Here is a 26,450-nt window from a genome sequence, read left to right on the forward strand (position 1 = left end):
CCATGCGCATCATCAAAGTGCTGCTCCTGCCCTTGCTGCTGATCCTCAGCCTGATCGGCGTCGATCGTCTGCACGGCCCGCGTCCGGTCCTGCCCCTGGCGGTGCCCTTGGTTCCGGGGCGCTAGGCATGTCGGCGCTGTGGCGGATCAACCTGTGGGTCACGGCGTTCTTTGCCGTGGTGACCCTGGCCTGCGCCGGTTTGCTGCTGCATCAGGCGGTGGCCGATGTCGAACGTGAATTGCAGTCCGCCGCAGCGGTGGTGGAGTACTTGAGCGACAGCGCCGAGCGCAACCCGGCGGGCTTGCAACCACACCTGACCCAGAGCCTGCGTCATGTGCGGGTGCACTGGCTGGCACCGGACGAGGCTGCGCGGATGCCCGAGCAGGCCGGGCTGGATGCCTGGCTCGGCCGCCAGTTGTTCAGCGAGCGCCGCCACAACGCCCGCGAACTGGACCTGGGCGACGGGCGCCGGGTGCTGATCGCCGTGGACGCGCGGGATGAGATCGACGAAGTCTGGGATTCCCTGCAACAGCTGCTGAGCCTGTGCGGCCTGGCCTTGCTCCTGAGCCTGCTGACCATCCGCTGGGCAGTACGCCGCGGCATGGGCCTGTTGGATGACCTGTTGCGGGCCTTGCAGCAAGTATCCGGCGGGCAACTGGCGGTGCGCCTGCGCGAAGCCGGCCTGCCGGAAGCGCGACAACTGGCCGGACACTTCAACCGCATGACCGCGACCCTGGAACAGACCCGCGCCGACAACACCCAACTGACCCAGGCCCTGCTGGCGGTGCAAGAGCGCGAGCGCACCTACCTGGCGCAGACCCTGCACGACGACCTCGGGCAATACCTGGCGGGCATCCGCGCCCAGGCCTGCCTGCTGCGCATGGTCAGCAACCAGCCCACGGTGGTGGAGCACACGGCCCAGGCCCTGGAGCTCAACTGCGAGCGCTTGCAGCAAGGCTTTCGCGCCCTGGTGCAGGACCTGTACCCGGTAGTGCTGCAGCACCTGCCACTGGCCGAAGCCTTCGGCCTGCTGGTGAGCCAATGGCAGGACAGCCAGGGCATCGACTGCCAATTGCGGGTCGGCGCCGACCTGCCAGCGTTGCCCGACGCGAGCAAGACCCACCTCTACCGCCTGCTGCAAGAAGCGCTGACCAATGTCGCCCGGCACGCCGATGCCAGCCAGGTACGGGTGCGCCTGCAACGCAGCGCCCGGGGCCTGCGCCTGCTGGTGCGCGACAACGGTTGCGGCGCGCGCCAGCCCCAGCGCCCCGGCGTCGGCCTGCACTCGATGGCCGAACGGGCCCGCAGCCTGGGGGGCGAACTGCACATCCTCAGCCGTCCCGGCGCCGGTTGGGCGCTGGCCTTGAACATGCCCCTGAAGATGCCCATGGAGGCCTGATGAACATCTTGTTGGTGGATGACCACGCCGTGGTCCGCCAGGGTTACGCCAGCCTGCTGCGGGCAGTGCTGCCGGCGATGCAGGTGCGCGAAGCCGCCAGCGGCGAAGAGGCCCTGGCCCGGGTCGCCGAAGAAGTGCCGAACCTGGTGATCATGGATTTCGGCCTGCCGGGCATCAGCGGCCTGGAGACCACCCGCCGCCTGCGCCAGCGTCTGCCGCAGCTGCGGGTGCTGTTTTTCAGCATGCACGACGAACTGCCCCTGGTGCGCCAGGCCCTGGAGGCGGGTGCCTCGGGTTACCTGACCAAGAACTCCGCGCCCCAGGTGCTGATCGAAGCGGTGCACCGCGTGCTGGCCGGGCATGCCTACATCGAACAGCCCCTGGCCACGCAGCTGGCCTGCACCCCGGCGCAGAACGCCAGCGACCCGCGTTTGCAGAGCATGACCCAGCGCGAGCTGGAGATCTTCGTGATGCTGGCCAAGGGCACCCCGGCGCGGGTGATTGCCGAGCAGCTGTGCATCAGCGCCAAGACTGTGTCCAACCATTTGACGTTGCTCAAGAGCAAGCTGCAGGTCAGCTCCCATGCGGAGTTGGTGCATTTGGGGATTGATATGGGGGTGGTGCGGGTGGCGGGGTGAGGGGATTGAGGGGATTGAGGGCGTATCCGTTGCTGCGGTAACGGCCGCTGGCGGTTTCGTTTTTATGGCGATGGGGGGCGGAGTACATATCCGTTGCTGCGGGTGTGGCGACTTAGGGTTTCGCCCTTACGGCGAGTCCCTTTTTACAAACGCCTAAAAAGGAACCAAAAACGCTTGCCCCTCCATGGGCCCCTCGCTGGGGCTCGGGGTGCCCTCTCTCCGGCATTGCTCCGGGGGCCCGCCGCCAACCGGCCATCCATGGCCGGGTGGCGGCTAGCTCGGCATCCATGCCGAGCTGCCCCCTACGCAATGCCTACGCTCGGCCAGCTGGGAAGGGGCCGGAAGATCAAGATCAAGAGCAAGATCAAAAGCCAAAGCCAAGGTGCGCAGGCTGGCTCTTTGTAGCCGCTGCCGAAGGCTGCGAAAGAGGGCGACGCAATATGTCAGGAATATCGGGGAGGCAGGTTTAGCGTCTCCTGCGACGGAGTGCCGCCCAGAGCGTTCGCAGCCTTCGGCAGCGGCTACATTAACGCGAACGGCAATGAAACAGGCCGGCCGGCAGGCCGCCGTCAGATTTTGATCTTGCTTTTGATTTTGATCTGAGCGCCCCGTTAACCACGATGGCCGAACGCAGGCATTGAGCCGTGGGTAACCCGGCAGGGATGCCGGGTTAGCCGCCACCCGGCCATGGATGGCCGGTGGCGGCGGCCCACGGATCAATGCCGGAGTGAGGGCATGCCGAGCCTAGGCGAGGCACCGAGTGGAGGGGCAGAGCGTTTTGCTTACTTTTGCGCTCTTCAAAAGTGAGCCGCTGTAAGAGCGGAACCGCCAGCGGCCGCACCCGCAGGAACGGATATGTACCCAACCCCCCGCTGTAAGAGCGGAACCATAAGTGGCTACACCCGCAGCACCGGATATGTACCCAACCCCCGCTGTAAAAGCAGAACCGCCAGCGGCCACACCCACAGCACCGGATATGCCCCCATCCCCCTACTTATCCCAAGTCCCCGGACACCCCTGGCACCCCTCCATATTGGCATCCTGAAAATTCCCATAATGCTGCCGCGCCCCGCGCAAATCGGCGCGTTCCAGATTGCTCTCACCCAACTTGGCCTCCTGCAGATTGGCATCCGTCAGATTGGCCCCTTGCAGATCCGCCTTGCTCAACCAGGCCATCTCCAAATCCGCGGCCTGCAGGTTGGCCCGGTGCAGCTTGGCCCCGGACAGCCGGGCAAATTGCAGATAGGCCGCGCTGAGGTTGGCATTCTCGAATTGCGCGCCCTGGGCAAACAGGCCCCAGCCCTGAATGGCCATCAGCTTGGCGTCGGTAAAGTCCGCCAGCCGCAGGTTGCTCTGTTGCAGGCTGGCACGGGTCAGGTTGGCGCCTTGCAGGCGGGCTTTTTCCAAATTGGCCAGGTCCAGCTGGGCATGGCGCAGGTCGGCGCCGGAGAGGTCGGCTCCGGCCAGGTTCATCTTGCGCAGGTCCTGGTTGGCCAGGTTGGCGCCGCGCAGGTTGGCGCCGGGGCATTGGCTGGCTTCGGCAATCAGGCAGCCGTTGATGGTCAGGGGGACGTCGTTGCCGTCGTCGTCGATGTTCACCGCGAAGGCGGGGGACAGGCTCAACAGCAGGACAAGGGGCAGGTAGTTCATGGTGCGGTGCTCCAGGCGGGAGTGAAGACGGGTGTGGCGAGAAGGCGGGCTCCCGGTCGACCGGCGCCCTGGGGTCGTAGCCGTCCAGAACCCGGCCCCCGGGGTGTGTCTGGCACATCCCGGGGCGGGTTTCGGGGCCGCTGCGCGCTGATGCGCCAGCGCGGCCCAGCAGGAGCAAGCTCCCTCGCTACAGATAGGGCGGTGAAGGTCAGCGCTGGGCGGTCTTGTTATCCCAACTCGGGATCTTGAACACCCAGAACGAACCGCCTTGGGCCACCGGCTTGGTCAGTTCGGCCATGTCGCCACCCCACAGCGGCACCGCGCCGCCGTAGCCCACGGTCACGCCGATGTACTGCTCGCCATCCTGCTCCCAGGTGATGGGCGGCGAGACGATGCCGCTGCCGGTCTGGAATTTCCACAGCTCCTTGCCGGTCTTGGCGTCGAAGGCCTTGAAGAAGCCATCGCCGGTGCCGGTGAACACCAGGTTGCCCTTGGTCGCCAAGACGCCGGCCCACAGTGGCAGCTGCTCCTTGTGTTCCCACACCAGTTTGCCGGTGGTGGGGTCCATGGCGCGCAGGGTGCCGACGTGGTCGTCGTACATGCGCTTGATGCGGAAGCCCATCCCCAGGTAGGCCGAGCCTTTCTTGTAGTTCACTTCCTCGGTCCAGTACTCCTCCTTCCACTGGTTGCCGGGGATGTAGAACAACCCGGTGTCCTGGCTGTAGGCCATGGGGTTCCAGTTCTTGCCACCCAGGAACGGCGGCGAGACTTCCACCGGCTTGCCCTTGGTTTCACCCGGCAGCGGCTTGGCCGGACGCTGGCCTTCGTTTTCCACGGGGCGGCCGGTCTTGAGGTCGATGTGGCTGGCCCAGGTGATGTTGTCGACGAAGGGGAAGGCGTTCTGCAGTTTGCCGTTGTTGCGGTCCACCACGTAGAAGAAGCCGTTGCGGTCGGCGTGGCCGGTGGCCTTGACCACTTTGCCGTCCTTGTTCTTGTAGTCGAACAGCACCAGTTCGTTGTTGCCGGAGAAGTCCCAGGCGTCGTTCGGCGTGTGCTGGTAGAACCATTTCACTTCGCCGGTGCTCGGGTCGACGCCGACCTGGCCCGAGGTGTAGAGGCTGTCGTAGTCGTGGGGGTTGCCGTCTTTCGAGGTCCGCGCCCAGGTGTTCCACGGGCCGGGGTTGCCGGCGCCGACGATGATGGTGTTGGTTTCGGCATCGAAGCTGGCGCTCTGCCAAGGGGCGCCGCCGCCGTGGCTCCAGGCTTCGACCTTGCCGGTTTCGGTGGTCTTGTCGTCGGGCCAGGACGGCGCCTTGACGTCGCCGGTGGGGGTGCTGTCCTTGCCGTTGAGGCGGCCCATGTGACCTTCGACGAAGGGCCGCATCCACACCTCTTCGCCGGTGTCCGGGTCGCGGGCGAACAGCTGGCCGACCACGCCGAATTCGTCGCCGGAGCTGCCGTGGATCAGCAGCACCTTGCCGCTGGTCTTGTCTTTGATCAGCACTGGGGCGCCGGTCATGGTGTAGCCGGCGCTGTGGTCGCCGAATTTCTTGTTCCACACCACCTTGCCGGTGTTCTTGTCCAGGGCGATGACCCGGGCGTCGAGGGTGCCGAAGTAGATCTTGTCGCCGTAGATCGCCGCGCCGCGGTTGACCACATCGCAGCACGGACGAATGTTGTCCGGCAGGCGGTGGTTGTAGGTCCACAGGCGTTTGCCGGTCTTGGCGTCCAGGGCGAACACCCGCGAGTAGGAGCCGGTGACGTAGACCACGCCGTCGCGGACGATGGCCTGGGATTCCTGGCCGCGCTGCTTCTCGTCGCCGAAGGAGTAGGACCAGGCCGGGGTCAGCTTGAACACGTTCTTGTCGTTGACCTGGGCCAGGGGGCTCCAGCGCTGGGCGTTGGTGCCCATGCCGTACTGCAGCACGTCCTTGGTGGTCAGGTGGTCGTTGGCGATGTCTTCCCAGGTGACGTTCTTGCTGGCAGGTGCCGCCGGGGCGGTGGCCGCTGTGGCCGCCGTGCTCAAGGACAGGCTGGCGGCCAGCAGCATGGCCAGGCTCAGGGGGGAGAGGGCGGGTAGCGATCTTATTGTCATGGTTGCAGTTCCCAGTGGAGGTTTTGGCCTGACTAGGGTCTGCCGCGGGACGCGCTTTGAGATACGGAAAAAGTCCCGCCTTTGCCGGGAAAAGTTCCCGGGCGGCACCTGATTTAGGCCCGCGCCACAAGCCCTACTACCAAGGGAGTAGGACGCGACCACCAAAGCAGCATACGGCCGCCCGCCGGCTGTTTCTAAGATGGCGCCATGGCCTCTGTAGCGAGGTCTTGCGTGCAATCTTGAGGGCATAACAATGACAACAAAACGCAACGCCTTGCTCGCGGTAGGGCTGCTGACCGGTGCCTTGGCCACCGGCGCTGTATGGGCCCATGGCAACGTGGTGCCCCAGGCGGTGGAAACCCAGGGCCTGACGCCGATCAAGGACGCTGGAGTGAGCCTCGATGGCGACGGCTGGGCCGCAGTCAACCCTTATCGCACCTCGCCCGAGCGCGACAAGGCAGTGGAAATCGGTGCCTCGGCCTACAACCAGAACTGCGCCGCCTGCCATGGCCTGGAAGCCAAGTCCGGCGGTATTGCCCCGGACCTGCGCATGCTCGATGCCGGCGAAGCCGGGGATGAATGGTTCGTCGAACGGGTGCGCCACGGCGCGGTGCGCGATGGCCGGGTGTACATGCCGAAGATGGCCGACTACCTGAGTCAGGAAGCCCTGTGGGCGGTGCGCACCTACCTGGACAGCGTGCGCGTCGAGGAGTGATCGCCATGGGCCGCCTCGGCGTGTTCCTCAGTGGCCTGCTGCTGTGTTGCGCCACGGCCCAGGCCGAGGTGCGCAACTACGACACGATGATCGCCTCCGGTGAGTTGAAGGTGGCGGTGTACCAGGATTTTGCCCCCTACAGCTTCGAGGATCAGGGCCAGCCGCGGGGTGTCGATGTGGAGCTGGCGCAAGCCCTGGCCGAGGCCCTGGGGGTGCGCCTGCAACTGATCTGGGCGCCGCCGGGGGAGAAGCTCGACGACGATTTGCGCGACTACATCTGGCGCGGCAGTCCGCTGCGTCAGCAGCAGTTGGCCGACCTGATGATGCGCGTGCCCTACGACCACGACTTTGCGCAAAAGCGCAACGAACTGGGCGAGCTGACCAACGACCACGTGGTGATGTTCGGCCCCTATCAGGAGGAGCGCTGGCAGGTGGCATTCGACCGCCGCCGGCTGGATGCGGTGGCCAGTGTCGCGGTGTTCCAGCAGCACCCCATTGGCGTCGAGGTGGACAGCGTGCCGTCGTTCTACCTGACCTCGGTGTTCAACGGCATGCTCAGTGCCAAGACCCACCATTACCCCAGCGTGCAGCAGGCCTTCGGCGCCTTGCGGGCCGGGCAGGTGGACGCGGTGATGGCCATGCGCGGCGAGATCGACTGGCAGTTGCATAAGGCCGCTGATCCGCAGTTGGCCCTGGCGGAAAACGCCTACCCGAACATGGGCAAGCAAGTGTGGGAGATCGGCATGGCGGTGCATGAAAGCAACCGCCAGCTGGCCTATGCCGTGGAGGAGGCTCTGGAAGGGCTGATCCGCGACGGTCGCCTGCAGGCGCTGTACGCCCGTTATGGCCTGCGTTACGAGGTCCCACAGATGTATCAATAGGAGCTGCGATGAACTGGCGAGCGACCTGTCTGTTGGCGTGCTGGCTGCCCTTGGCGACCCCGGCGCTGGCCGCCGATCCGCAAGGCCCGGGCGTCGACCCGGTGCCCTCGGTGATGTGGGCCTTCTACCACAAGCAATTGCTGGGCGATGCCGCGTTCGTCTTCGATGACCGGGTCAAGCTGCTGGCGCCGCCCTTTGCCGAGGATGCGCGGCAGGTGCCGCTGGAGATCGACGCCCGGGCCTTTACCGGCGAGGTGGTGCGCATCCTCGCCTGGGCCGAGCTCAACCCCTTGCCGCGCATCGTCGATTTCGAGCCGGGGGAGCGGGTGCTGCCCTGGCTGTCGATCCGCATCCGCATCGAGCAGGCCACGCCGCTGCGCGCCGCGGTGCTGACCCGCGATGGCCTGTGGCACGTGGGCTCGACCCTGATCGATGCCGCCGGTGGCGGTTGCACTGCCCCCAGCGTGGTACGCACCCAGCCGGGTTGGGAAGAGCACATCGGTGAGGTGCTGGGCGGGCGTTATCCCCGGGGTGATGCCAGCCGCCTGCGCCTGCAAGTCTCCCATCCGATGGACAACGGCCTGGTCAGCGGCATCCCTGAGTTCTTCCTCAACCACGCCGAACTGCGCGACCAGAACGACCAGCGCCTGGCCAGCCTCGAACTGTTCCCGGCGGTCAGCGAAAACCCCAACCTGGGGTTCGATATCCAGGGGCCGGGGCAGACCCGCTTGCTGTTGCGCGACAACAGCGGCAATCAGTTCGAGGCCAAGCTGCCCTGACCGCATCCTTTGACCCACCCGAGCCGAGGCGCGCCATGCGTTGGATTCTGCTGTTGCTGCTGTGCCTGGGCCTGCCGGCCCGAGCCGACCTGGACTATCAACTCAAGCCCCGGCAGATCGCTGAGGGCATCTGGCTGCTGGAAGGCAGCACCGACAACTTCGCCAAGGCCAATGGCGGCAATATCGTCAACACCGGTTTCATCGTCACCGACAGCGGGGTGGTGGTGATCGACAGCGGGCCGTCCAAGCGCTACGGCGAAGCCTTGCGCCGGGCGATTGCCGCTACCACCGACAAGCCGGTGATCCAGTTGCTGCTGACTCACCATCACCCCGACCATGTGCTGGGCAATCAGGCCTTTGGCGATGTGCCCATCGGCGCCCTGGTCGGCACCACGGACCTGCTGCGCCAGCAGGGCGAGGCCATGGCCGAGAACATGTACCGCATGGTCGGCGACTGGATGCGCGGCACCGAGGTGGTGTTGCCGACCCAGGAACTGAAGCCCGGCCTTCTTGAGGTGGGCGGGCATCGCTTGCGCCTGCTGAGCCTGAGTGGGCACACCGGCGCTGATCTGGCGATTCTCGACGAGAACACCGGAGTGCTGTTTGCCGGTGACCTGGTGTTCTACGAGCGCGCGCTGACCACCCCCAACAGCCCGGGGCTGGAGGCATGGCTCAAGGACCTGGACACCTTGCAGGCCCTGCCGTGGAAGCTGATCGTCCCCGGGCACGGACCGGTGGCCAGCGATGCGGCGCCCTTTGCTCAGATGCGTGACTACCTGGGCTGGCTGGACGGGTTGATGCGCGACGGTGCCGCCCGGGGCGATGACATGGCGGAGATGATCCGCCGCCCGATCCCCGAGCGTTTTGCCGGCATCAGCCTGACCCGCTACGAGCTGATCCGCAGTGTCAGCCACCTGTACCCGCGTTACGAACGCCAGCGCCTGCAGCGTATCGACGGCCTGTAGGCGCCGGCTTGCCGGGGAAGGTGATTTCGAGGGCCTCTTCGCTGGCAAGCCAGCTCCTACGGTGCGGGGGCATGGCGCCTGCTTGCCGCTTGTTGCTTGAAGCTTTCCACTGCCCCTCCTGTACCAAGGAACTAGAAAACTCCGCACTGCGGGCAATTGTTGGCAAGCAGGCCGGGACCAAGAATTCCCGGCAGACCGGGAAAATTTCCCGGGAACAACAATAACCGCCGAGGTAGCCGTCATGACCCAACCCCCACGTCGTCCCTGTTTCGCCGTGAGCCTGGTGCTCAGCGCCATGCTGCTGTCCAGCGCGGCCCTGGCCGCCGTCACCGATGAAGAGATCCTCCAGGACCCGAAAAACCCTGAGCAGATCGTCACCAACGGCCTGGGTGTCCAGGGCCAGCGCTACAGCCCGCTGGACATGCTCAACGTCGATAACGTCAAGGAGCTGCGGCCGGTCTGGGCCTTCTCTTTCGGTGGCGAGAAGCAGCGCGGCCAGCAGGCCCAGCCGTTGATCAAGGACGGGGTGATGTACATGACCGGTTCCTATTCCCGGGTGTTCGCGGTGGATGCGCGCACCGGCAAGAAGCTCTGGCAGTACGACGCTCGCCTGCCGGACGACATCCGCCCGTGCTGCGACGTGATCAACCGCGGCGTGGCGCTGTACGGCGATCTGGTGTTCTTCGGCACCCTGGACGCCAAGCTGGTGGCCCTGAACAAGGACACCGGCAAGGTGGTGTGGAGCAAGAAGGTCGCCGACCACAAAGAGGGTTATTCCATCAGCGCCGCGCCGATGATGGTCAACGGCAAGCTGATCACCGGGGTGGCCGGCGGCGAGTTCGGCGTGGTCGGCAAGATCCAGGCCTACGACCCGAAAAACGGCGAGTTGCTGTGGATGCGTCCCACCGTGGAAGGCCATATGGGCTACGTGTACAAGGGCGGCAAGGCCATCGAGAACGGCATTTCCGGTGGCGAGGCGGGCAAGACCTGGCCGGGCGACTTGTGGAAGACCGGCGGCGCGGCGCCGTGGCTTGGCGGCTACTACGACCCGGAAACCAACCTGCTGCTGTTCGGCACCGGCAACCCGGCGCCGTGGAACTCCCACCTGCGCCCTGGCGACAACCTGTATTCCTCGTCGCGCCTGGCCCTGAACCCGGACGACGGCACCATCAAGTGGCACTTCCAGAGCACCCCCCACGACGGTTGGGACTTCGATGGCGTCAACGAGCTGATCTCCTTCAATTACAAGGAGGGCGGCAAGGAGATCAAGGCTGCCGCCACCGCCGACCGCAACGGCTTCTTCTACGTGCTCGATCGCACCAACGGCAAGTTCATCCGCGGCTTTCCCTTTGTCGACAAGATCACCTGGGCCACCGGCCTGGATAAGAACGGCCGGCCGATCTACAACGAGGCCAGCCGTCCCGGCGCGCCGGGCAGCGAAGCCAAGGGCAGCTCGGTGTTCGTCGCCCCGGCCTTCCTCGGCGCCAAGAACTGGATGCCCATGGCCTACAACCGCGACACCGGGCTGTTCTATGTGCCGTCCAACGAATGGGGCATGGACATCTGGAACGAAGGCATCGCCTACAAGAAGGGCGCGGCGTTCCTTGGCGCGGGCTTCACCATCAAGCCGCTGAACGAGGACTACATCGGCGTGCTGCGGGCCATCGACCCCATCAGCGGCAAGGAAGTCTGGCGTCACAAGAACTTCGCGCCGCTGTGGGGCGGGGTACTGACCACCAAGGGCAACCTGGTGTTCACCGGCACGCCTGAGGGCTTCCTCCAGGCCTTCAACGCCAAGACCGGTGAGAAGGTCTGGGAATTCCAGACCGGCTCCGGGGTCCTGGGCTCGCCCGTGACCTGGGAAATGGACGGCGAGCAGTACGTTTCGGTGCTCTCCGGCTGGGGCGGCGCGGTGCCGCTGTGGGGCGGCGAAGTGGCCAAGCGGGTCAAGGACTTCAACCAGGGCGGCATGCTCTGGACCTTCAAGCTGCCCAAGGATCTGGTGAGCAAACGCTAATCGTAGGAGCCAGCTTGCTGGCGAAGGCGCCCGCAAGAGCGCTTTCGCCGGCAAGCCGGCTCCCGCACAGGGCAATCAACCTACGACCAAATGACGAGAGCCCCCCCTGCCAACGATGCATTCGTCCGGCAGGCGGGGCTCTCTACCATCGGTTCATCGCCTGTCGTCGGACAGGCCTCGACCAGCAGAGGCTCAGCATGATCTACGCACAACCCGGAACCCCAGGCGCCGTCGTGTCCTTCAAGCCACGCTACGGCAATTTCATCGGCGGCCAGTTCGTGCCGCCGGTGGCTGGCCAGTACTTCACCAACACCTCGCCGGTCAACGGTGAAGTGATCGCCGAATTCCCCCGTTCCAGCGCCGCCGACATCGACCTGGCCCTGGACGCCGCCCATGCCGCCGCCGAGGCCTGGGGCAAGACCTCGGTCCAGGACCGCTCGCGGGTGTTGTTGAAGATCGCCGACCGCATCGAGCAGAACCTGGAGATCCTCGCGGTCAGCGAGACCTGGGACAACGGCAAGGCGGTGCGCGAAACCCTCAACGCCGACGTGCCCCTGGCCGCTGACCATTTCCGTTATTTCGCCGGTTGCATCCGCGCCCAGGAAGGCGGCGCCGCGGAGATCAACGAACTGACCACCGCCTACCATTTCCACGAACCGCTGGGCGTGGTCGGGCAGATCATCCCGTGGAACTTCCCGCTGCTGATGGCCGCCTGGAAGCTGGCCCCGGCCCTGGCCGCCGGCAACTGCGTGGTGCTCAAGCCCGCCGAGCAGACCCCGCTGTCGATCATGATCTTCGCCGAGTTGATCGCCGACCTGCTGCCGGCCGGGGTGCTGAACATCGTCCAGGGCTTTGGCCGCGAAGCCGGCGAGGCCCTGGCCACCAGCAAGCGCATCGCCAAGATCGCCTTCACCGGCTCGACCCCGGTGGGCTCGCACATCATGAAATGCGCCGCCGAAAACATCATTCCGTCCACCGTGGAACTGGGCGGCAAGTCGCCGAACATCTTCTTCGAAGACATCATGCAGGCCGAGCCCAAGTTCATCGAAAAGGCCGCTGAAGGCCTGGTGCTGGCGTTTTTCAACCAGGGTGAAGTTTGCACCTGCCCATCCCGGGCCCTGGTGCAGGAATCGATCTACGAGCCGTTCATGGCCGAGGTGATGAAGAAGATCGTCAAGATCAAGCGCGGCAACCCGCTGGACACCGAGACCATGGTCGGCGCCCAGGCATCGCAACAGCAGTACGAGAAGATCCTCTCCTACCTGCAGATCGCCCAGGAGGAGGGCGCCGAGCTGCTCACCGGTGGCGCCGCCGAGCGCTTGGAAGGCGACCTGTCCAGCGGCTATTACATCCAGCCGACCCTGCTCAAGGGCCACAACAAGATGCGCGTGTTCCAGGAAGAGATCTTCGGCCCGGTGGTGGGCGTGACCACCTTCAAGGACGAAGCCGAAGCCCTGGCGATTGCCAACGACAGCGAGTTCGGCCTGGGCGCCGGGCTGTGGACCCGCGACATCAACCGCGCCTACCGCATGGGCCGGGCGATCAAGGCCGGGCGCGTGTGGACCAACTGCTACCACCTGTACCCGGCACATGCCGCGTTCGGTGGCTACAAGAAATCCGGCGTGGGCCGCGAGACCCACAAGATGATGCTCGACCACTACCAGCAGACCAAGAACCTGCTGGTGAGCTACGACATCAACCCCCTGGGCTTCTTCTAAGGGCAAGAAAGAGCGGGGTAGTTGGGTGCTGCCCCGCTTTGTGTGGCAACGGCGCGACGTCTTGGGTGGACGTCGCGCCGTTTTTTTTGCCTGGGATCGCCCGCCAAACCTCCTGCTGCTGTAGCCGCTGCCGAGCGTGCGAGGCTGCGCAAAGGCCCGCAGGGCCTTGCTTGGCGGTTTCCCGTCAACCGCCTGGTCCTCATGCCCCCTGTGTCTCCTGCGCCCTCATGCCCCACAAGCCGTGCGCAGCCTGCGGCAGCGGCTACACACGCGCCAAGCCCCTACCAACGCACCCCGCCGGCTCGTCCCAAAGTAGCATTCGGCCGCCGCGCTCACCGTGCATTAATGCCTCTACCGGAATCCCCGGCACAACAAGAGGATTGACCCCATGTGGCATAAACCCGCGTACACCGATCTGCGTATTGGCTTTGAAGTGACCATGTACTTCGCCAACCGCTGAGCCGTCCCGCTCCGGCCGGCCCGGGTGGCGGCCGGAGTCTTCTGCCCCTTTGGAGCACACCATGCATATCCGCATTCTCGGTTCCGCGGCGGGTGGCGGTTTTCCCCAGTGGAACTGCAACTGCCGCAACTGCGCCGGAGTGCGCGACGGCAGCCTGCGCGCCCAGCGTCGTACCCAATCGTCCATCGCCCTGAGCGACCACGGTAGCGAGTGGATCTTGTGCAACGCCTCGCCGGATATTCGCCAGCAGCTGGAATCCTTCCCGACCCTGCAACCGGCCCGACAGCTGCGCGACACCGCCCTGGCCGGAGTGATCCTGCTGGACAGCCAGATCGACCACTGCACCGGCCTGCTCAGCCTGCGCGAGGGCTGCCCGCATCAGGTCTGGTGCACCGAGATGGTCCATCAGGACCTGTGCAGCGGCTTCCCCTTGTTCAACATGCTCAGCCACTGGAACGGCGGCTTGCAGTGGCAGCCCATCCACCTCGATGGCCGCGAATTCAGCCTACCGGCCTGCCCAGACATCGCCTTGCGGGCCATTGCCCTGCGCAGCAGCGCGCCGCCGTACTCGCCCCATCGCGGCAACCCGCACCCGGGGGACAATATCGGCCTGTTCATCGCGGATCGGCGCAGCGGCGCCAGCCTGTTCTACGCCCCGGGCCTGGGGCAGGTGGATGAGGCCCTGCTGGAATGGATGGAGCGCGCCGACTGCCTGCTGGTGGACGGCACCTTGTGGCGCGACGATGAAATGCGCGTCTGTGGCGTCGGCGACAAACTGGGCAGCGAAATGGGCCACCTGGCGCAAAGCGGCCCCGGCGGCATGCTTGATGTGCTGGAGCGCTTTCCCCGGGCGCGCAAGGTGCTGATCCACATCAACAACACCAACCCGATCCTCGACGAAGACTCCGCCGAGCGCGCCGAACTGACCCGCCGCGGCATCGAAGTGGCGCATGACGGCATGGACATCCATCTCTGACGCCACCCGGTCCCTGTAGCCGCTGCCGAGCCCGCGAGGCTGCGCAAAGGCCCGCAGGGCCTTGCTTGACGATCACCCGCCGAACCCCCAGTGGCCTCAAGCACGCTGCGGCCCTTCGTGCCGTTCGCAGCCTGCGGCAGCGGCTACACAAATCTTGGATCGGCACTGGCCCTGTAGCCGCTGCTGAGCCACGGCGAAGCTGCGCAAAGGCCCGCAGGGCCTTGCTTGACGATCACCCGCCAAACCCCCAGTGGCCTCAAGCACGCTGCGGCCCTTCGTGCCGTTCGCAGCCTGCGGCAGCGGCTACACAAATCTTGGATCGGCACTGGCCCTGTAGCCGCTGCTGAGCCACGGCGAAGCTGCGCAAAGGCCCGCAGGGCCTTGCTTGACGATCACCCGCCAAACCCGCAGCGGCCTCAAGAGCGCCGCAGCCCTTCGTGCCGTTCGCAGCCTGCGGCAGCGGCTACATGGCCTGTAGCCGCTGCCGAGGCTGCGAAGTCCGCCGATGGTCGGATTGCTTTCAGCAACGGATGCTTTAGGCTGGCGTTCTCCTTCCAGAACAATAAGAAAACAGGCTTCCCCCATGAGCCAGAATCTCAGTCTGCTGCGCAAGTTCGTGTCTCCGGAAATCATCTTTGGCGCCGGTTGCCGGCATAACGTCGGCAACTATGCGAAGACCTTCGGCGCGCGCAAGGTCCTGGTGGTCAGCGACCCCGGGGTGATCGCCGCCGGTTGGGTCGCCGACGTCGAGGCCAGTCTCCAGGCCCAGGGCGTGGACTATTGCCTGTACAGCCAGGTGTCGCCCAACCCGCGGGTGGAGGAGGTGATGCTGGGCGCCGAGGTCTACCGCGAAAACGCCTGCGATGTGATCGTCGCCGTCGGCGGTGGCAGCCCGATGGATTGCGGCAAGGGCATCGGCATTGTGGTGGCCCACGGGCGCAGCATCCTTGAGTTCGAAGGGGTGGACATGATCCGCGTGCCGAGCCCGCCCTTGATCATGATTCCCACCACCGCCGGCACCTCGGCGGACGTCTCGCAGTTCGTCATCATCTCCAACCAGCAGGAGCGGATGAAGTTCTCCATCGTCAGCAAGGCGGTGGTCCCGGATGTGTCGCTGATCGACCCGGAAACCACCCTGGGCATGGACCCGTTCCTCTCCGCCTGCACCGGCATCGACGCCCTGGTGCATGCCATCGAGGCCTTTGTTTCCACCGGCCACGGCCCGCTCACCGACCCCCACGCCCTGGAAGCCATGCGCCTGATCAACGGCAACCTGGTGCAGATGATCGCCAACCCGGCGGACATCGCCCTGCGCGAGCAGATCATGCTCGGCAGCATGCAGGCCGGGTTGGCGTTCTCCAACGCGATTCTCGGTGCGGTGCATGCCATGTCCCACAGCCTGGGGGGCTTTCTCGACCTGCCCCACGGGTTGTGCAACGCGGTGCTGGTGGAGCATGTGGTGGCCTTCAACTACAGCTCGGCACCGGAGCGCTTCAAGGTGATTGCCGAGACCTTCGGCATCGACTGTCGCGGGCTCAACCAGCGGCAGATCTGCGGGCGGCTGGTGGAGCACCTGATCGCCCTGAAGCGCGCCATCGGCTTCCACGAAACCCTGGGCCTGCATGGGGTCAGCAGCAGCGATATTCCGTTCCTGTCCCAGCATGCGATGGACGATCCGTGCATCCTCACCAACCCGCGCGAATCCAGCCAGCGTGACGTCGAGGTGGTGTATGGCGAGGCCCTCTGACGAACAGCAACGGGCCCTGGCCGGGCTCTTGGGGCTGGGCAACCACTCGGCGCGCAAGAGCCATTACCCGGAGCTGGCGGCGCGCCTGGAAGACCTGGAAACCGAGCGCAACCGCTACAAGTGGCTGTTCGAGCACGCGGTGCACGGCATCTTCCAGGCCAGCCTGCAGGCCGGCATGCGCGCGGCCAACCCGGCCCTGGCGCGCATGCTGGGGTATCAGGACCCCCAGGAAGTGCTGTTCTCCCTGGCCGATCTGGCCGGCAATCTGTTCGTCGGCGGCGCCGCGGAACTGGCGGCCATCGGCGAGCAGTTGCAGAGCCAGCGCAGCCTGCTGGGCTATGAAACCCAGCTGCGGCGCAAGGACGGCAGCAGCATCGATGTGCTGATGAACCTGCTGCTCAAGCCCGACCAGGACGGGCTGGTGGAAGGGTTTGTCGCCGACATCACCGAACGCAAGCTGGCCCAGCAGCACCTGGAACAGCTCAACGACCAGTTGGAGCAGCGGGTCGCCGCGCGCACCGATGAACTGCTGGAAGCCAACCGCAACCTGCAGCAGCAGATCGCCCGGCGCGAACGTATCGAGTGCGATCTGCGGGATGCCCGGGACGCCGCCGAGGCGGCCAACCGCAGCAAGGACAAGTACCTGGCCGCCGCCAGCCACGACCTGCTGCAACCGCTGAATGCCGCGCGGCTGTTGATCTCCACCTTGCGCGAGCGGCACCTGCCGGCCGCCGAGCAACTGTTGGTGGAGCGCACCCACCAGGCCCTGGAAGGCGCCGAGGATTTGCTCACCGATCTGCTGGACATCTCCAAGCTCGACCAGGCGGCGGTCAAGCCGGACCTGGCGGTGTATCGCCTGGATGAAATGCTTGCGCCGCTGGTGTCGGAGTTCCAGTCGGTGGCCGAGGCGGCCGGTCTGGAGCTGCGGGTGCGCTTCGGCGACTTTGCCCTGTTCACCGACCTGCGGCTGATGACCCGCATTTTGCGCAACTTTCTCAGCAATGCCTGCCGCTACACCGAGCGCGGCAGCATTTTGCTGGCGGCGCGGCGCCGCGGCGATCAACTGCGGCTGGAGGTGTGGGACACCGGGCGCGGCATTGCCGCTGACCGCCTGGAGTCGATCTTCCTCGAATTCAATCAGCTGGACGTGGGTCGCGCCGCCGACCGCAAAGGCGTGGGCCTGGGGCTGGCGATTGTCGAGCGCATCGCCAAGATCCTCGGCTACCGGGTGCAGGTGGAGTCGCGGCCGGGACGCGGCTCGCGGTTCAGCATCCAGGTGCCCCTGGCGGCCCGGGTGCCGTTGCCCATCAGCTTGCAGGCACCGCAGCCGGGCACCGGCAATCCGCTGCCGGGGCGGCGCCTGCTGGTGCTGGACAACGAGTTGAGCATTCTTGAGAGCATGGCCGCGCTGCTCGGGCAGTGGGGGTGTGAAGTGCTCACCGCCACCGATCAGGCGGCGGCCCTGGCGGTGCTTCAGGGCCGGGCGCCGGAACTGATCCTGGCGGATTTTCACCTGGATCACGGGGTCACCGGCTGCCAGGTAGTGCAGCAGTTGCGCGAGCATTTCCAGCAGCCGCTGCCGGCGGTGATCATCACCGCCGACCGCAGCGACCAGTGCCGCCGGGCCTTGCAGCAACTGGGAGCGCCGCTGCTCAACAAGCCGGTGAAACCGGGCAAGCTGCGGGCCGTGCTCAGCCAGTTGCTGGGCTAGGGCTGGGCCTGTTCTACGGTGCATTCCAGTACGGGGCGCTCGGGTGCAGGGCTTCTGGCATGGGCGCAGGCTTGTCGCTAAGATGCCGCTCTTTTTTTCAAGGACGAAGCCGGCTCCTGCGCCGTCGCGCCGGGCCGCCGTTTAACCATCGATGAAACCCTTGTCCTCGTATCACCCGCTGCTGTACTGGCTGCGGGTACGCCAGAAGCGCCTGATGCGTCATCTGGCCTGGCGTTTTTCCGGGCGCCGTTACGCCCGGCCCGAGCCCGGCAGCCCGCGCTTGCCCCATCGCCTGATCAAGCACACCTCGAAACTGATCCGCACCCTGGGTGACTGCGACCTGGCGCTGCAGCACAACAAGGTGATCAACCTCAAACTGGCGGTGGCCTGCATCGATGGCGTGCGCATCGCCCCCGGCGAGTATTTTTCCTTCTGCAAGCTGGTGGGCCGGCCCAGTCGCGAACGCGGTTTTGTCGAGGGCATGGAGCTGTCGTTCGGCGAGGCCCGCCGCGGCATCGGCGGTGGCATCTGCCAGCTGAGCAACCTGATTCACTGGATGGCCATGCACTCGCCGCTTGAGGTGGTGGAACGGGCCAACCACAGTTTCGACCCGTTTCCCGACGAGGGGCGGGTGCTGCCCTTCGGTTCCGGGGCGGCGATCTTCTACAACTACATCGATCTGGTGCTGTACAACCCCGGGCCGCAGACCTTGCAGCTCAAGCTGCAGGTCGGCGCGCAACAGCTGGAGGGCGAGCTGCTTTGCGAGCAGCCGCGCGAGCATCGCTATCACGTTTACCAGCGGGCCCACCGCTTTGTGCGCGAGGGCGCCCGGGTGTACCGGGAGAACCAGATCTGGCGCGACATCCGCAGCAAGGGCCAGGACGCCGAGCTGCTGCGCCAGGAGTGCCTGTATCGCAACCGGGTGGTGGTCAAGTACCCGGTGGCAGACGCGCTGCTCGATCCGCCGGCGCCGGGCTCAGATGATGCCCAGCATCCACAGTAGGCCCAGGTAGACCGCCGCAGCGCCCAGGGGCCAGGCCACCAGCAGGCGGGTCTGGCTGAAGAACGACGGCGCTTTGCCCACCAGGGTCGAGTCCTCCAGCTCCTGCAGGGTCTTGGCGGGCACGCCTTCTTCGGCCGGGGCCTTGAGCTGGGCTTCGATCAGCGGCTCGACCTCTTCGACCTTGCGCATCATCCCCCGGCCCGTGGCGAACAGCGCCGCGCCGACGAAGATCAACAGGTAGATCACCAGGAATTTCCAGTGGGAGGAGTAGCTCAGGTCGATGAAGCTGGGCGTCGGGCTGTTGTCCCAGAACCAGTTCAGCGGCTGGGTATTGGCGTTGACCTGGTACACGAAGTACTTGATCGGGCGATTGATGGTCGAGGCCATGGCGGTGTAGCTGTCCAGGCGCCAATAGAGCATTTTCAGGGTCGAGAAAAAGGTCGAGATCAAGGCACCGGTAAACAACAGTGCGCCTGCGGCGATGTACAGCCGGTACTGCAATTGGGCCCTGGTGTAGGTCATGGGTGCTTCCTGCAATGAACAAAAGGGGCGCAATACTATATTTCGTGACGGCTGGACGATAGGGGCCAGTGCTCGCCCATCGGTCGCAGAGCGCCTGACGGCCTGGAGAGCGGTGAAGCTTTGCGCAGGTCCTGGGGCGCACGGGTTATCCTTGGTTCCCCTCTCAGGTCGGACGAATCAGCCCATGCTGCAAGTACAAGGAGTGTTCAAGAGCTACCCCACGCCCCAGGGCCCGCTGGCGGTGCTGCAGGGTGTGGATCTGCACCTGGGGCAGGGCAGCAGCCTGGCGTTGATGGGCGAGTCGGGCAGCGGCAAGAGCACCTTGCTGCATCTGGTGGCGGGGCTGGACAAGGTCGATCGCGGCAGCATCCGCATTGGCGAGTACGGCCTGGAGCAGATGAACGAACACCAGCTGGCCAACTGGCGGCGCACTGAAGTGGGCCTGGTGTTCCAGCAGTTCAACCTGATCAGCAGCCTGCGGGTCGAGGACAACCTGGGCTTTCAGGCGCGCCTGGCCGGGCGCTTCGATCCGCTGTGGCAGGCGCAGTTGGTGGAGCGCCTGGGCCTGGGGGATTTGCTGCGGCGTTACCCGGAGCAGCTCTCCGGCGGCCAGCAGCAACGGGTCGCCCTGGGCCGGGCCCTGGCTGCGAAACCCGGATTGCTGCTGGCGGACGAACCCACCGGCAGCCTCGACGAGGCCACCAGCGACGAGGTGTTGCAGCTGTTGCTGGAACTACTGGCGGACAGCCCCACCAGCTTGTTGATGGTCACCCATAGCCAGCGGGTGGCCAGCCGCCTGCAACAGACGGTGGTGCTGCAACGCGGTCGTCTGGCCGACCCGGTCGGGGCTTGAGATGGGGGTCTTTGTCACAGCGATGCAGGCGCTGCTGAGCCACTGGCGCCGGCATCCGGTGCAGTTTTTCAGTGTGCTCACCGGACTCTGGCTGGCCACCAGCTTGTTGACTGGGGTCCTGGCCCTCAACAGTCAGGCTCGGGACAGTTATGCCCGGGCCAGCCAGTTGATCGGCGGCGAGCCCCAGGCCAGCCTGGGCAGCGCCAGTGGTGCGAGTTTTTCCCAGCAGGAGTTCGTCGAGCTGCGCCGTGCCGGCTGGCCGGTGTCGCCGGTGCTCCAGGGGCGGGTGCAGCTCAAGGATCACCCCGGCCAGCCCCTGCAAGTGATGGGCATCGAGCCGTTATCGCTGCCCGCCGGTTCCGCGGTGGCCGGGCAGGCCCTGGCGCTGCAACAGATGGTCGAGTTCTTCAGTGCGCCGGGCACCACCTGGGTGGCGCCGCAGACCCTGGCCAGCCTGGGCTTGCAAGAGGGCGAGCAACCCCAGGCAGTCAATGGCCAGCGCTTGCCGCCGCTGCGGGTGCAGGCGGACATGGCCCCGGGGCTGCTGTTGATGGACATCGGTTTTGCCCAGCAGGTGCTCGGCCAGCCCGGGCAGTTGAGCCGCTTGCTGCTGCCCAGGGACTTTGCCGCCCAGGCACCGCCACTGCCGGCGCAACTGGCGGGGCAACTGGTGCTGCGCCAGGGGGAAGCAGAGGGCGATCTGGCGCGCCTGACCGAGAGCTTTCACCTGAACCTGGATGCCTTGGGGTTCCTGTCCTTTGTGGTGGGGCTGTTTATCGTGCACGCCGCCATTGGCCTGGCCCTGGAGCAGCGGCGCGGCTTGCTGCGCACCCTGCGGGCCTGCGGGGTCAGCGCGCGGCTGCTGATTGCCTGCCTGATCGTCGAGCTGGGAGGGCTGGCGCTGTTGGGCGGTGTGGCTGGCGTGGTCAGCGGCTACCTGCTGGCCGGGGTGTTGCTGCCGGACGTGGCCGCCAGCCTGCGGGGCTTGTATGGCGCGCAAGTGGCCGGGCAGTTGAGCCTGAGTCCCTGGTGGTGGTTGAGCGGCATCGGCCTCAGTCTGCTGGGGGCCTTGCTGGCCGGTGGCGCCAGTCTGTTGCGGGCGGCGCGCCTGCCGTTGCTGGCCCTGGCCAATCCCCAGGCCTGGCATCAGGCCCATGCCCACTGGTTGCGGCGCCAGGGCTGGATGGCTTGCCTGGCGCTTTTGGTGGCCCTGCTGGCGTGGCGCTGGGGCGACAGCCTGGCCAGCGGTTTCGTGCTGCTGGCGGCTTTGCTGCTGGCGGCGGCCCTGGGCTTGCCGGTGCTGCTCAATGCCGTGCTGGGCCGCTTGCTGGGGCGCAGTCGCGGGGTGCTGGGGCAATGGTTTCTCGCCGATAGTCGGCAGCAGTTGCCGGCCCTGAGCCTGGCCTTGATGGCCCTGCTGCTGGCCCTGGCGGCGAACATTGGCGCCGGCAGCATGACTGCCGGTTTTCGCCAGACCTTCAACGACTGGCTGGAGCAGCGCCTGAGCGCCGAGCTCTACCTCAACCCGCAAAGCCCCGAACAGGCCGGGCAACTGCTGGACTGGCTGCCGCGCCAGCCCCAGGTGGCGGCGGTGCTGCCCAGCTGGCAGGTGGCGTTGCAGGTTCAGGGCTGGCCGGCGGACCTGTACGGGGTGATCGACCATCCCAGCTATCGCCAGCATTGGCCGTTGCTGGAGGCCCAGGGGGCCGATCCCTGGGCGCAGTTGGCGGCGTACGACAGCGTGATGCTCAGCGAACAGTTGGCCCGAAGACTCAAGGTGCGCCTGGGGGATCGCCTGGAACTGCCGGTGCCGGCAGGGCACTGGGCGCCCCAGGTGGTGGGGATCTATGCCGACTACGGCAATCCCAAGGGGCACTTGTTGGTGAATGTGCAGCACCTGCTGGCGCATTGGCCGCAGTTGGCGCCGAACCGTTTCAACCTGCGGCTTGCGCCGGAGGCGGTTGCGCCGCTGATCGGCGCCTTGCAACAGCAGTTTCAGCTGGATGACAGCCGGATCATCGATCAGGCCCGGCTCAAGGGGTGGTCGCTGCAGGTCTTCGAGCGCACCTTCGCCGCCACCGCCGCCCTCAATAGCCTGACCCTGGGGGTGTCCGGGGTGGCACTGTTCATCAGCCTGCTGACCCAGAGCCAGAGCCGCCTGGGCCAGTTGGCGCCGCTCTGGGCCCTGGGGGTGGGCCGACGCCAGTTGATGCTGCTGAACCTCGGGCAGACCTGGCTGCTGGCGGTGCTCACCCTGATGCTGGCGTTGCCCCTGGGGATAGTCCTGGCCGGGTGCCTGAACAGCGTGATCAATGTCCAGGCCTTTGGCTGGAGCCTGCCGTTGCGGGTGTTTCCAGGGCAGATCCTGCAACTGCTGGGCTTGGCCATGCTGGCCACCCTGGCGGCCTCGGCCTGGCCGCTGTTGAAGCTGTACCGTGCACAACCGGCGGATTTGCTGAGGACCTTTGCCCATGAAGATTGATTGCCGGTGGCTGGCGCTGCTGCTTCTGCTCCTGGCCGGCTGCGACCAGGACGCCACGGCGCCCCAGGGTTTTGCCGGGCTGGGCAACGAGGCCTCGGCCTTTGCCCCGGTGGTGCCGGGGCGCACCTTCAGCTTTCCTGCCGATCATGGCCCACACGACGGTTTTCGCATCGAGTGGTGGTATCTGACGGCCAACCTGAAGGACGCTCAAGGTCGGCAATTCGGTGTGCAATGGACGCTGTTTCGCAGTGCGTTGCGGGCCGCGCCCGAGCAGCCCGGCTGGGGCGCACCGCTGGTCTGGCTGGGGCACGCGGCGGTCACTTCGGCCAGCCGTCACCATGCTGCCGAACGTTATGCCCGGGGCGGGGTGGGGCAGGCCGGGGCCACGGCGCAGCCGTTCCAGGCCTGGATCGATGACTGGCGCTTCACCAGCCTGTCCAGCGGGGACAATCCCCTGGCCCGGATGCAGGTGCAGGCCAGCGGGCCGGGGTTCGCCTATCAGTTGCAACTGTCCAGCAGCCAGCCGCTGGTGCTGCAGGGCGCGGGCGGCTACAGCCGCAAGTCGGACCAGGGCCAGGCGTCCTACTACTACAGCCAGCCGTTCTTCCAGGCGTCGGGGCAGTTGCAGATCGACGGCCAACGCTATGAGGTCAGCGGCCCGGCCTGGCTCGATCGGGAGTGGAGCAGCCAGCCCCTGGCCGCCGATCAGACCGGTTGGGACTGGTTCTCCCTGCACCTGGACAGCGGTGAACGGTTGATGCTGTTCCGGGTGCGGGAGAACCATCGCGCGCCTTACATCACCGGCACCTGGATCAATGTTGATGGCAGCACCCAGAGCCTGGGGCGCGAGCAGATCCAGATGACGCCCCTGGAGGATGCCCAGGTTGAGGGGCGGCGCCTGCCGATCGCCTGGCAACTGAAAATCCCCGATAAGAAACTGGACATCAGAACCCGGGCCTTGAATCCCCAGTCGTGGATGAAACTGAGCATTCCCTATTGGGAGGGGCCGATCACCCTGGAGGGCAGCCACACCGGCAGCGGTTATCTGGAGATGACCGGGTATTGAGGGGGGCTGCAGGACAGCCCCGCGGGCCAGGGTCGATGGGGCTGAACTGAGGGGCGAGCCGGCGACGAGGGCGACGGATCACCCTGGTGTCCAGTTTTATTCAGAATCCACCCACGGATTTTCCCCTTCAGTTGCACTAGAATGCCAATCGTTCGCCCGGTGCAAGGGCTCTTTACCGGTGCATGGATTGCCAAGGCCAGAGCACTGGGCGAACACCCTCCCGGAGTAATGTCCTGCGAACGCCAGGTTGTGTAACTGTCGCGTCCGGCGATGTTCGAGCCCTTGAAAGGCGCTCAGCCTTCCCTTCAAACACCCCCCTGCGGGTTTCCTGCGCTGCGCCGTGGTTCGTCGTGGGCGCTCAAAGCGCGATGGGCTGCAGGTTGATCTGGCGGGCGCGCAGGCTGACCCACTGCGGCAGGCGCTCAGGGCCACCCCGCAGGGACAGGAGGATGATCGAGGGGCCTACTGCCAGGGCTGCGACGCCATCCTCATCGACCTGAACCAGGCGCCCGCTGACCTGCAAGGCACCCTGGTCCCAATGCAGGCGGAACGGGCCCTGGGCACAGGGCTCCAGGTTGTCATTCCAGCTGAACTCGTCCTCCAGGCTCAGTTCCACTTCGTAGTCGTGCCCGACCCTCGGCGAGGGGCCCAGCCATTGGCCGCGGCCCTCGCCGAAGGCACAGCAGAAGCCGACGCAGAGGTCTTGCGCCGCAGTGAGGCGGATGTCCGTCAGGGTGATACGCATGCCAGGGTGTCTCGATAGAGTTGAAGTGGCGCCAAGCCGCTTGCACGGTTGTCGCGCCGGGCAAGGCTGAAGGCTCTGCCGGCGTCTGGCAAGTGCCTGCGGTTTTTCATTGCGCAGTCGCGGGGCCTTCAACAAAATGGCCGACTGCTCCGCGGGACCGCTCGCGGAGGTGGATGGTAGTGGAGATCCTGGATTGATCTGGTTGAAGCGTTTTCTCATGTCGATCGGCGCACTGACGCTGATACTGGTTGCCCTCGGGATTGCCTGGACGAGCCTTTTCAAAGAAGCCGTGCACACATTGCCGGAACATCCCCGGGCCCAGTGGCAGGGCGGCGTCGATGGTGGGCACTACGTTGAAGTCACCCGCAGCGAAGCGCCTTACTACTTCGTCCAGGTCCGTTATGAAAGCGGCGACCTGTGGTCCGAGGGCTGGCTGCGGCATGAGCACGGCGACGGTGCTCCGTTCAGCGCTGACGACGTGATCGCCTTTGACGGTGACGGGGTGATTTTCCTTCAGCAACGCAAGGTGCTGGCCGGCGACAAGTCCGGGGCCCGTTGAGCCCCGGGGCGCGATCTATTTGCCCTGGTTGTCGCTGCCGTAGGCGTCCCACAGCTTGTTGCGAAACTTGTTGTGTGGATCGACCCGCGCCTTGAGTGCGAGAAATTCCCCGGCCCGCGGATAGGCCGCCCGAAACTGCTGCGCGGTGGCGTGGATCTGATACGGCAGGTAGTAGCTGCCGCCGCGCTTGATCGCGCTGTCCACCAGGGCCCGGGTCCACTCGCGCACTTGGTCCCGTTCCGCCTCTGCCGTGCTCTGCTGGTAATACAGCACCAGGGCGAACACGTCAGTCTTGGCCCAGGCCAGCAAGGTGCCGGGGTCGGCCTTGGCGTGGCGGATGGACAGGTTGATCACGTTGACCCTGTGCGCCCGCAGGGTCGCGCCCATCTCCTGGACGAAACTCTCCAGCTGGTCGGTGGGCACGAAGTATTCCTGCAGCACGTAGGTGCGCTTGCTCCGGGAGTCGGGCTCCAGTTCGCGCACGTCGAGGCTGGCCTCGTGGTTGCGCCAGGAGACTTGGGGTTTCTTCAGCACCAGGGGGTCGATCACCTCCTGGCGCAGGGCCTTGCCCCCGGGCCATTGGCTCACCACTTTCAGGGCTTTCTGTTCTTTCCAGTAGTTCTGGTCCAGGGGCGTGAGGCGTTCCTTGACCGTTAGCGGCAGGTCGGTCTGGCTGTAGGACACTGCGCGCAGGGTCTGGTACTGGTCGGGGTAGAGCACGGCGTTATGCAGGATGACCTTGGGGTTGTGCTCGATCCGGTCGAGGAAGTAGGAACGGTAGTCGCCCAGGGGCATTTCTTCGAAGCTGCGCAGCAGGCGCACGTTGTCACTCAGGCGCAAGGTGGCTTCGACTATCACCCCGAGGCCGCCGTAGCCGCCGATGGCGCCGTAGAACAGGTCGGCGTTGCTGTGCGGGCTGGCCTCGACCACTTGGCCGTCGGCCAGCACCAGCTTGATGGATTTGACCGAGGTCACCAGCGGCCCATAGCCGACATAGCGGCCATGGGCGTTGACGCTCAGGGCGCCGCCGACGGTGAAGTTGGCGTAGCTCTGCATGATGCTCACGGAGAGATCGTAGGGGTCGATGAAACTCTGCAGGGCGCGCCAGGTGATGCCGGGCTGCACGGTGATTTCCTTGTGCTCGCGGGAGAAACCGAGCACCCGGTCGAAGCCGCGCATATCGATCTGCAAGGCATGCTCGGTGGCAGTCTGGCCGCCCATGCTGTAGCGCCCGCCGCCGATGGCGATGGGGCCGGGGTGTTCGGCCACCCGTTTGACGATCTGCTCCAGGGTGGTGGGCCGGGCCACCTGGTCCACCACGATGGGGTTGAGCTGGGTGATGTCGTTGACGGTTTCTGCTGCGTGGGTGCTCAGCGTGGCGCCGAGGGCGCAGCATAAAAACAGGCCGGTCGCGAATCTCATGTCGCCGTGTCCATCCTTGGTGGTGGCGCGCCGCGGGCTCGGGCGCA

The 26,450-nt window shown here is 65.9% G+C and carries 23 protein-coding genes; 18 read left to right on the forward strand and 5 right to left on the reverse strand.

The features are described from left to right. Window positions 1-2 precede the first annotated feature (2 nt). Genes PFZ56_RS16710 through PFZ56_RS16720 form a run of 3 tightly spaced genes read left to right on the forward strand, consistent with a single transcriptional unit; the run spans window position 3 to window position 2,037 of the window. Window positions 3-125 carry a hypothetical protein gene (locus PFZ56_RS16710; protein ID WP_258010305.1) on the forward strand — a complete coding sequence of 41 codons (123 nt, stop codon included), beginning with the start codon at window positions 3-5 and terminating at the stop codon, window positions 123-125. A gap of 2 nt (window positions 126-127) precedes the next feature. Next, window positions 128-1,399, forward strand: coding sequence for a HAMP domain-containing sensor histidine kinase (locus PFZ56_RS16715; protein WP_170004125.1), 1,272 nt, complete (start codon window positions 128-130; stop codon window positions 1,397-1,399). Beyond that, window positions 1,399-2,037 (forward strand): response regulator transcription factor, encoded by a 639-nt coding sequence (locus tag PFZ56_RS16720; RefSeq protein ID WP_110653772.1) that lies wholly within the window; start codon window positions 1,399-1,401, stop codon window positions 2,035-2,037. The genes PFZ56_RS16715 and PFZ56_RS16720 overlap by 1 nt, the downstream gene beginning before the upstream one ends. Before the next feature lie 990 nt (window positions 2,038-3,027). Here PFZ56_RS16720 and PFZ56_RS16725 read toward each other — a convergent pair. Further along, entirely contained in the window at window positions 3,028-3,687 is a 660-nt protein-coding gene (locus PFZ56_RS16725) for a pentapeptide repeat-containing protein (RefSeq protein ID WP_170004983.1), read from the reverse strand. 208 nt (window positions 3,688-3,895) lie between these two features. Continuing rightward, window positions 3,896-5,782 carry a quinoprotein ethanol dehydrogenase gene (gene exaA, locus PFZ56_RS16730; RefSeq protein ID WP_170004981.1) on the reverse strand — a complete coding sequence of 629 codons (1,887 nt, stop codon included), beginning with the start codon at window positions 5,780-5,782 and terminating at the stop codon, window positions 3,896-3,898. A gap of 253 nt (window positions 5,783-6,035) precedes the next feature. Here exaA and pedF point away from each other — a divergent pair, with 253 nt between their 5' ends. The 11 genes from pedF (at window position 6,036) to PFZ56_RS16785 (ending at window position 18,754) form a co-directional block, all read left to right on the forward strand. Continuing rightward, window positions 6,036-6,497: a cytochrome c-550 PedF gene (gene pedF / locus PFZ56_RS16735; protein WP_102861878.1), complete on the forward strand. Its 462-nt coding sequence runs from the start codon at window positions 6,036-6,038 to the stop codon at window positions 6,495-6,497. A 5-nt stretch (window positions 6,498-6,502) separates the two neighbouring features. After that, window positions 6,503-7,378, forward strand: coding sequence for an ABC transporter substrate-binding protein (locus PFZ56_RS16740; RefSeq protein ID WP_170004979.1), 876 nt, complete (start codon window positions 6,503-6,505; stop codon window positions 7,376-7,378). An 8-nt stretch (window positions 7,379-7,386) separates the two neighbouring features. Then, entirely contained in the window at window positions 7,387-8,157 is a 771-nt protein-coding gene (locus PFZ56_RS16745; RefSeq protein WP_170004977.1) for a quinoprotein dehydrogenase-associated SoxYZ-like carrier, read from the forward strand. 35 nt (window positions 8,158-8,192) lie between these two features. Beyond that, entirely contained in the window at window positions 8,193-9,122 is a 930-nt protein-coding gene (locus PFZ56_RS16750) for a quinoprotein relay system zinc metallohydrolase 1 (RefSeq protein ID WP_170004975.1), read from the forward strand. A 241-nt stretch (window positions 9,123-9,363) separates the two neighbouring features. Continuing rightward, window positions 9,364-11,139, forward strand: coding sequence for a PQQ-dependent alcohol dehydrogenase PedH (gene pedH / locus PFZ56_RS16755; RefSeq protein WP_170004973.1), 1,776 nt, complete (start codon window positions 9,364-9,366; stop codon window positions 11,137-11,139). Window positions 11,140-11,336: 197 nt separating this feature from the next. Continuing rightward, window positions 11,337-12,857, forward strand: a complete 1,521-nt coding sequence (locus PFZ56_RS16760) for an aldehyde dehydrogenase family protein (RefSeq protein ID WP_110597206.1) — start codon at window positions 11,337-11,339, stop codon at window positions 12,855-12,857. 388 nt (window positions 12,858-13,245) lie between these two features. After that, complete coding sequence (pqqA, locus tag PFZ56_RS16765; RefSeq protein ID WP_011060521.1) at window positions 13,246-13,317, forward strand: pyrroloquinoline quinone precursor peptide PqqA; 72 nt, start codon at window positions 13,246-13,248, stop codon at window positions 13,315-13,317. 61 nt (window positions 13,318-13,378) lie between these two features. Continuing rightward, window positions 13,379-14,293: a pyrroloquinoline quinone biosynthesis protein PqqB gene (gene pqqB, locus PFZ56_RS16770; RefSeq protein WP_394304395.1), complete on the forward strand. Its 915-nt coding sequence runs from the start codon at window positions 13,379-13,381 to the stop codon at window positions 14,291-14,293. Between the two features lie 583 nt (window positions 14,294-14,876). Further along, window positions 14,877-16,040 carry an alcohol dehydrogenase-like regulatory protein ErcA gene (ercA, locus tag PFZ56_RS16775; RefSeq protein WP_102880327.1) on the forward strand — a complete coding sequence of 388 codons (1,164 nt, stop codon included), beginning with the start codon at window positions 14,877-14,879 and terminating at the stop codon, window positions 16,038-16,040. Beyond that, window positions 16,024-17,751, forward strand: coding sequence for a NahK/ErcS family hybrid sensor histidine kinase/response regulator (locus PFZ56_RS16780; RefSeq protein ID WP_110597203.1), 1,728 nt, complete (start codon window positions 16,024-16,026; stop codon window positions 17,749-17,751). The genes ercA and PFZ56_RS16780 overlap by 17 nt, the downstream gene beginning before the upstream one ends. Window positions 17,752-17,902: 151 nt before the next feature. After that, complete coding sequence (locus PFZ56_RS16785) at window positions 17,903-18,754, forward strand: VanW family protein (protein WP_170004656.1); 852 nt, start codon at window positions 17,903-17,905, stop codon at window positions 18,752-18,754. Here PFZ56_RS16785 and PFZ56_RS16790 read toward each other — a convergent pair. Further along, the gene (locus PFZ56_RS16790) at window positions 18,728-19,276 is read right to left on the reverse strand and encodes a YniB family protein (protein WP_102880330.1); all 549 of its coding nucleotides are present in this window, start codon (window positions 19,274-19,276) and stop codon (window positions 18,728-18,730) included. The genes PFZ56_RS16785 and PFZ56_RS16790 overlap by 27 nt on opposite strands. 184 nt (window positions 19,277-19,460) lie before the next feature. Here PFZ56_RS16790 and PFZ56_RS16795 point away from each other — a divergent pair, with 184 nt between their 5' ends. Genes PFZ56_RS16795 through PFZ56_RS16805 form a run of 3 tightly spaced genes read left to right on the forward strand, consistent with a single transcriptional unit; the run spans window position 19,461 to window position 23,677 of the window. Then, a complete protein-coding gene (locus PFZ56_RS16795; protein ID WP_102880331.1) occupies window positions 19,461-20,129 on the forward strand; it encodes an ABC transporter ATP-binding protein in 669 nt (222 codons plus the stop codon). Window position 20,130: 1 nt separating this feature from the next. Then, the gene (locus PFZ56_RS16800) at window positions 20,131-22,611 is read left to right on the forward strand and encodes an FtsX-like permease family protein (RefSeq protein ID WP_394304396.1); all 2,481 of its coding nucleotides are present in this window, start codon (window positions 20,131-20,133) and stop codon (window positions 22,609-22,611) included. Beyond that, a complete protein-coding gene (locus tag PFZ56_RS16805; protein WP_170004660.1) occupies window positions 22,601-23,677 on the forward strand; it encodes a lipocalin-like domain-containing protein in 1,077 nt (358 codons plus the stop codon). Before PFZ56_RS16800 ends, PFZ56_RS16805 begins: the two co-directional genes overlap by 11 nt. Before the next feature lie 358 nt (window positions 23,678-24,035). Here the strand turns inward: PFZ56_RS16805 and PFZ56_RS16810 are convergent, their stop codons facing one another. Further along, window positions 24,036-24,422, reverse strand: a complete 387-nt coding sequence (locus tag PFZ56_RS16810; RefSeq protein ID WP_102880334.1) for a hypothetical protein — start codon at window positions 24,420-24,422, stop codon at window positions 24,036-24,038. A gap of 202 nt (window positions 24,423-24,624) precedes the next feature. Here PFZ56_RS16810 and PFZ56_RS16815 point away from each other — a divergent pair, with 202 nt between their 5' ends. Next, entirely contained in the window at window positions 24,625-24,981 is a 357-nt protein-coding gene (locus tag PFZ56_RS16815; RefSeq protein WP_253085783.1) for a hypothetical protein, read from the forward strand. Between the two features lie 15 nt (window positions 24,982-24,996). On the opposite strand, the gene PFZ56_RS16820 is transcribed toward PFZ56_RS16815, so the two are convergent. Then, window positions 24,997-26,403 carry an FAD-binding oxidoreductase gene (locus tag PFZ56_RS16820; protein WP_170004662.1) on the reverse strand — a complete coding sequence of 469 codons (1,407 nt, stop codon included), beginning with the start codon at window positions 26,401-26,403 and terminating at the stop codon, window positions 24,997-24,999. Between the last annotated feature and the right edge of the window lie 47 nt (window positions 26,404-26,450).

This window comes from Pseudomonas danubii, from assembly GCF_042980055.1.
Classification (GTDB): Bacteria; Pseudomonadota; Gammaproteobacteria; order Pseudomonadales; family Pseudomonadaceae; genus Aquipseudomonas; species Aquipseudomonas danubii.

Excerpts from the sequence above, each read along its gene's own strand:
- PFZ56_RS16710 (WP_258010305.1), top strand. The coding sequence starts at position 3 with ATGCGCATCATCAAAGTGCTGCTCCTGCCCTTGCTGCTGATCCTCAGC.
- PFZ56_RS16715 (WP_170004125.1), top strand. The coding sequence starts at position 128 with ATGTCGGCGCTGTGGCGGATCAACCTGTGGGTCACGGCGTTCTTTGCC.
- PFZ56_RS16720 (WP_110653772.1), top strand. The coding sequence starts at position 1,399 with ATGAACATCTTGTTGGTGGATGACCACGCCGTGGTCCGCCAGGGTTAC.
- PFZ56_RS16725 (WP_170004983.1), bottom strand. The coding sequence starts at position 3,687 with ATGAACTACCTGCCCCTTGTCCTGCTGTTGAGCCTGTCCCCCGCCTTC.
- exaA (WP_170004981.1), bottom strand. The coding sequence starts at position 5,782 with ATGACAATAAGATCGCTACCCGCCCTCTCCCCCCTGAGCCTGGCCATG.
- pedF (WP_102861878.1), top strand. The coding sequence starts at position 6,036 with ATGACAACAAAACGCAACGCCTTGCTCGCGGTAGGGCTGCTGACCGGT.
- PFZ56_RS16740 (WP_170004979.1), top strand. The coding sequence starts at position 6,503 with ATGGGCCGCCTCGGCGTGTTCCTCAGTGGCCTGCTGCTGTGTTGCGCC.
- PFZ56_RS16745 (WP_170004977.1), top strand. The coding sequence starts at position 7,387 with ATGAACTGGCGAGCGACCTGTCTGTTGGCGTGCTGGCTGCCCTTGGCG.
- PFZ56_RS16750 (WP_170004975.1), top strand. The coding sequence starts at position 8,193 with ATGCGTTGGATTCTGCTGTTGCTGCTGTGCCTGGGCCTGCCGGCCCGA.
- pedH (WP_170004973.1), top strand. The coding sequence starts at position 9,364 with ATGACCCAACCCCCACGTCGTCCCTGTTTCGCCGTGAGCCTGGTGCTC.
- PFZ56_RS16760 (WP_110597206.1), top strand. The coding sequence starts at position 11,337 with ATGATCTACGCACAACCCGGAACCCCAGGCGCCGTCGTGTCCTTCAAG.
- pqqB (WP_394304395.1), top strand. The coding sequence starts at position 13,379 with ATGCATATCCGCATTCTCGGTTCCGCGGCGGGTGGCGGTTTTCCCCAG.
- ercA (WP_102880327.1), top strand. The coding sequence starts at position 14,877 with ATGAGCCAGAATCTCAGTCTGCTGCGCAAGTTCGTGTCTCCGGAAATC.
- PFZ56_RS16780 (WP_110597203.1), top strand. The coding sequence starts at position 16,024 with ATGGCGAGGCCCTCTGACGAACAGCAACGGGCCCTGGCCGGGCTCTTG.
- PFZ56_RS16785 (WP_170004656.1), top strand. The coding sequence starts at position 17,903 with ATGAAACCCTTGTCCTCGTATCACCCGCTGCTGTACTGGCTGCGGGTA.
- PFZ56_RS16790 (WP_102880330.1), bottom strand. The coding sequence starts at position 19,276 with ATGACCTACACCAGGGCCCAATTGCAGTACCGGCTGTACATCGCCGCA.
- PFZ56_RS16795 (WP_102880331.1), top strand. The coding sequence starts at position 19,461 with ATGCTGCAAGTACAAGGAGTGTTCAAGAGCTACCCCACGCCCCAGGGC.
- PFZ56_RS16800 (WP_394304396.1), top strand. The coding sequence starts at position 20,131 with ATGGGGGTCTTTGTCACAGCGATGCAGGCGCTGCTGAGCCACTGGCGC.
- PFZ56_RS16805 (WP_170004660.1), top strand. The coding sequence starts at position 22,601 with ATGAAGATTGATTGCCGGTGGCTGGCGCTGCTGCTTCTGCTCCTGGCC.
- PFZ56_RS16810 (WP_102880334.1), bottom strand. The coding sequence starts at position 24,422 with ATGCGTATCACCCTGACGGACATCCGCCTCACTGCGGCGCAAGACCTC.
- PFZ56_RS16820 (WP_170004662.1), bottom strand. The coding sequence starts at position 26,403 with ATGAGATTCGCGACCGGCCTGTTTTTATGCTGCGCCCTCGGCGCCACG.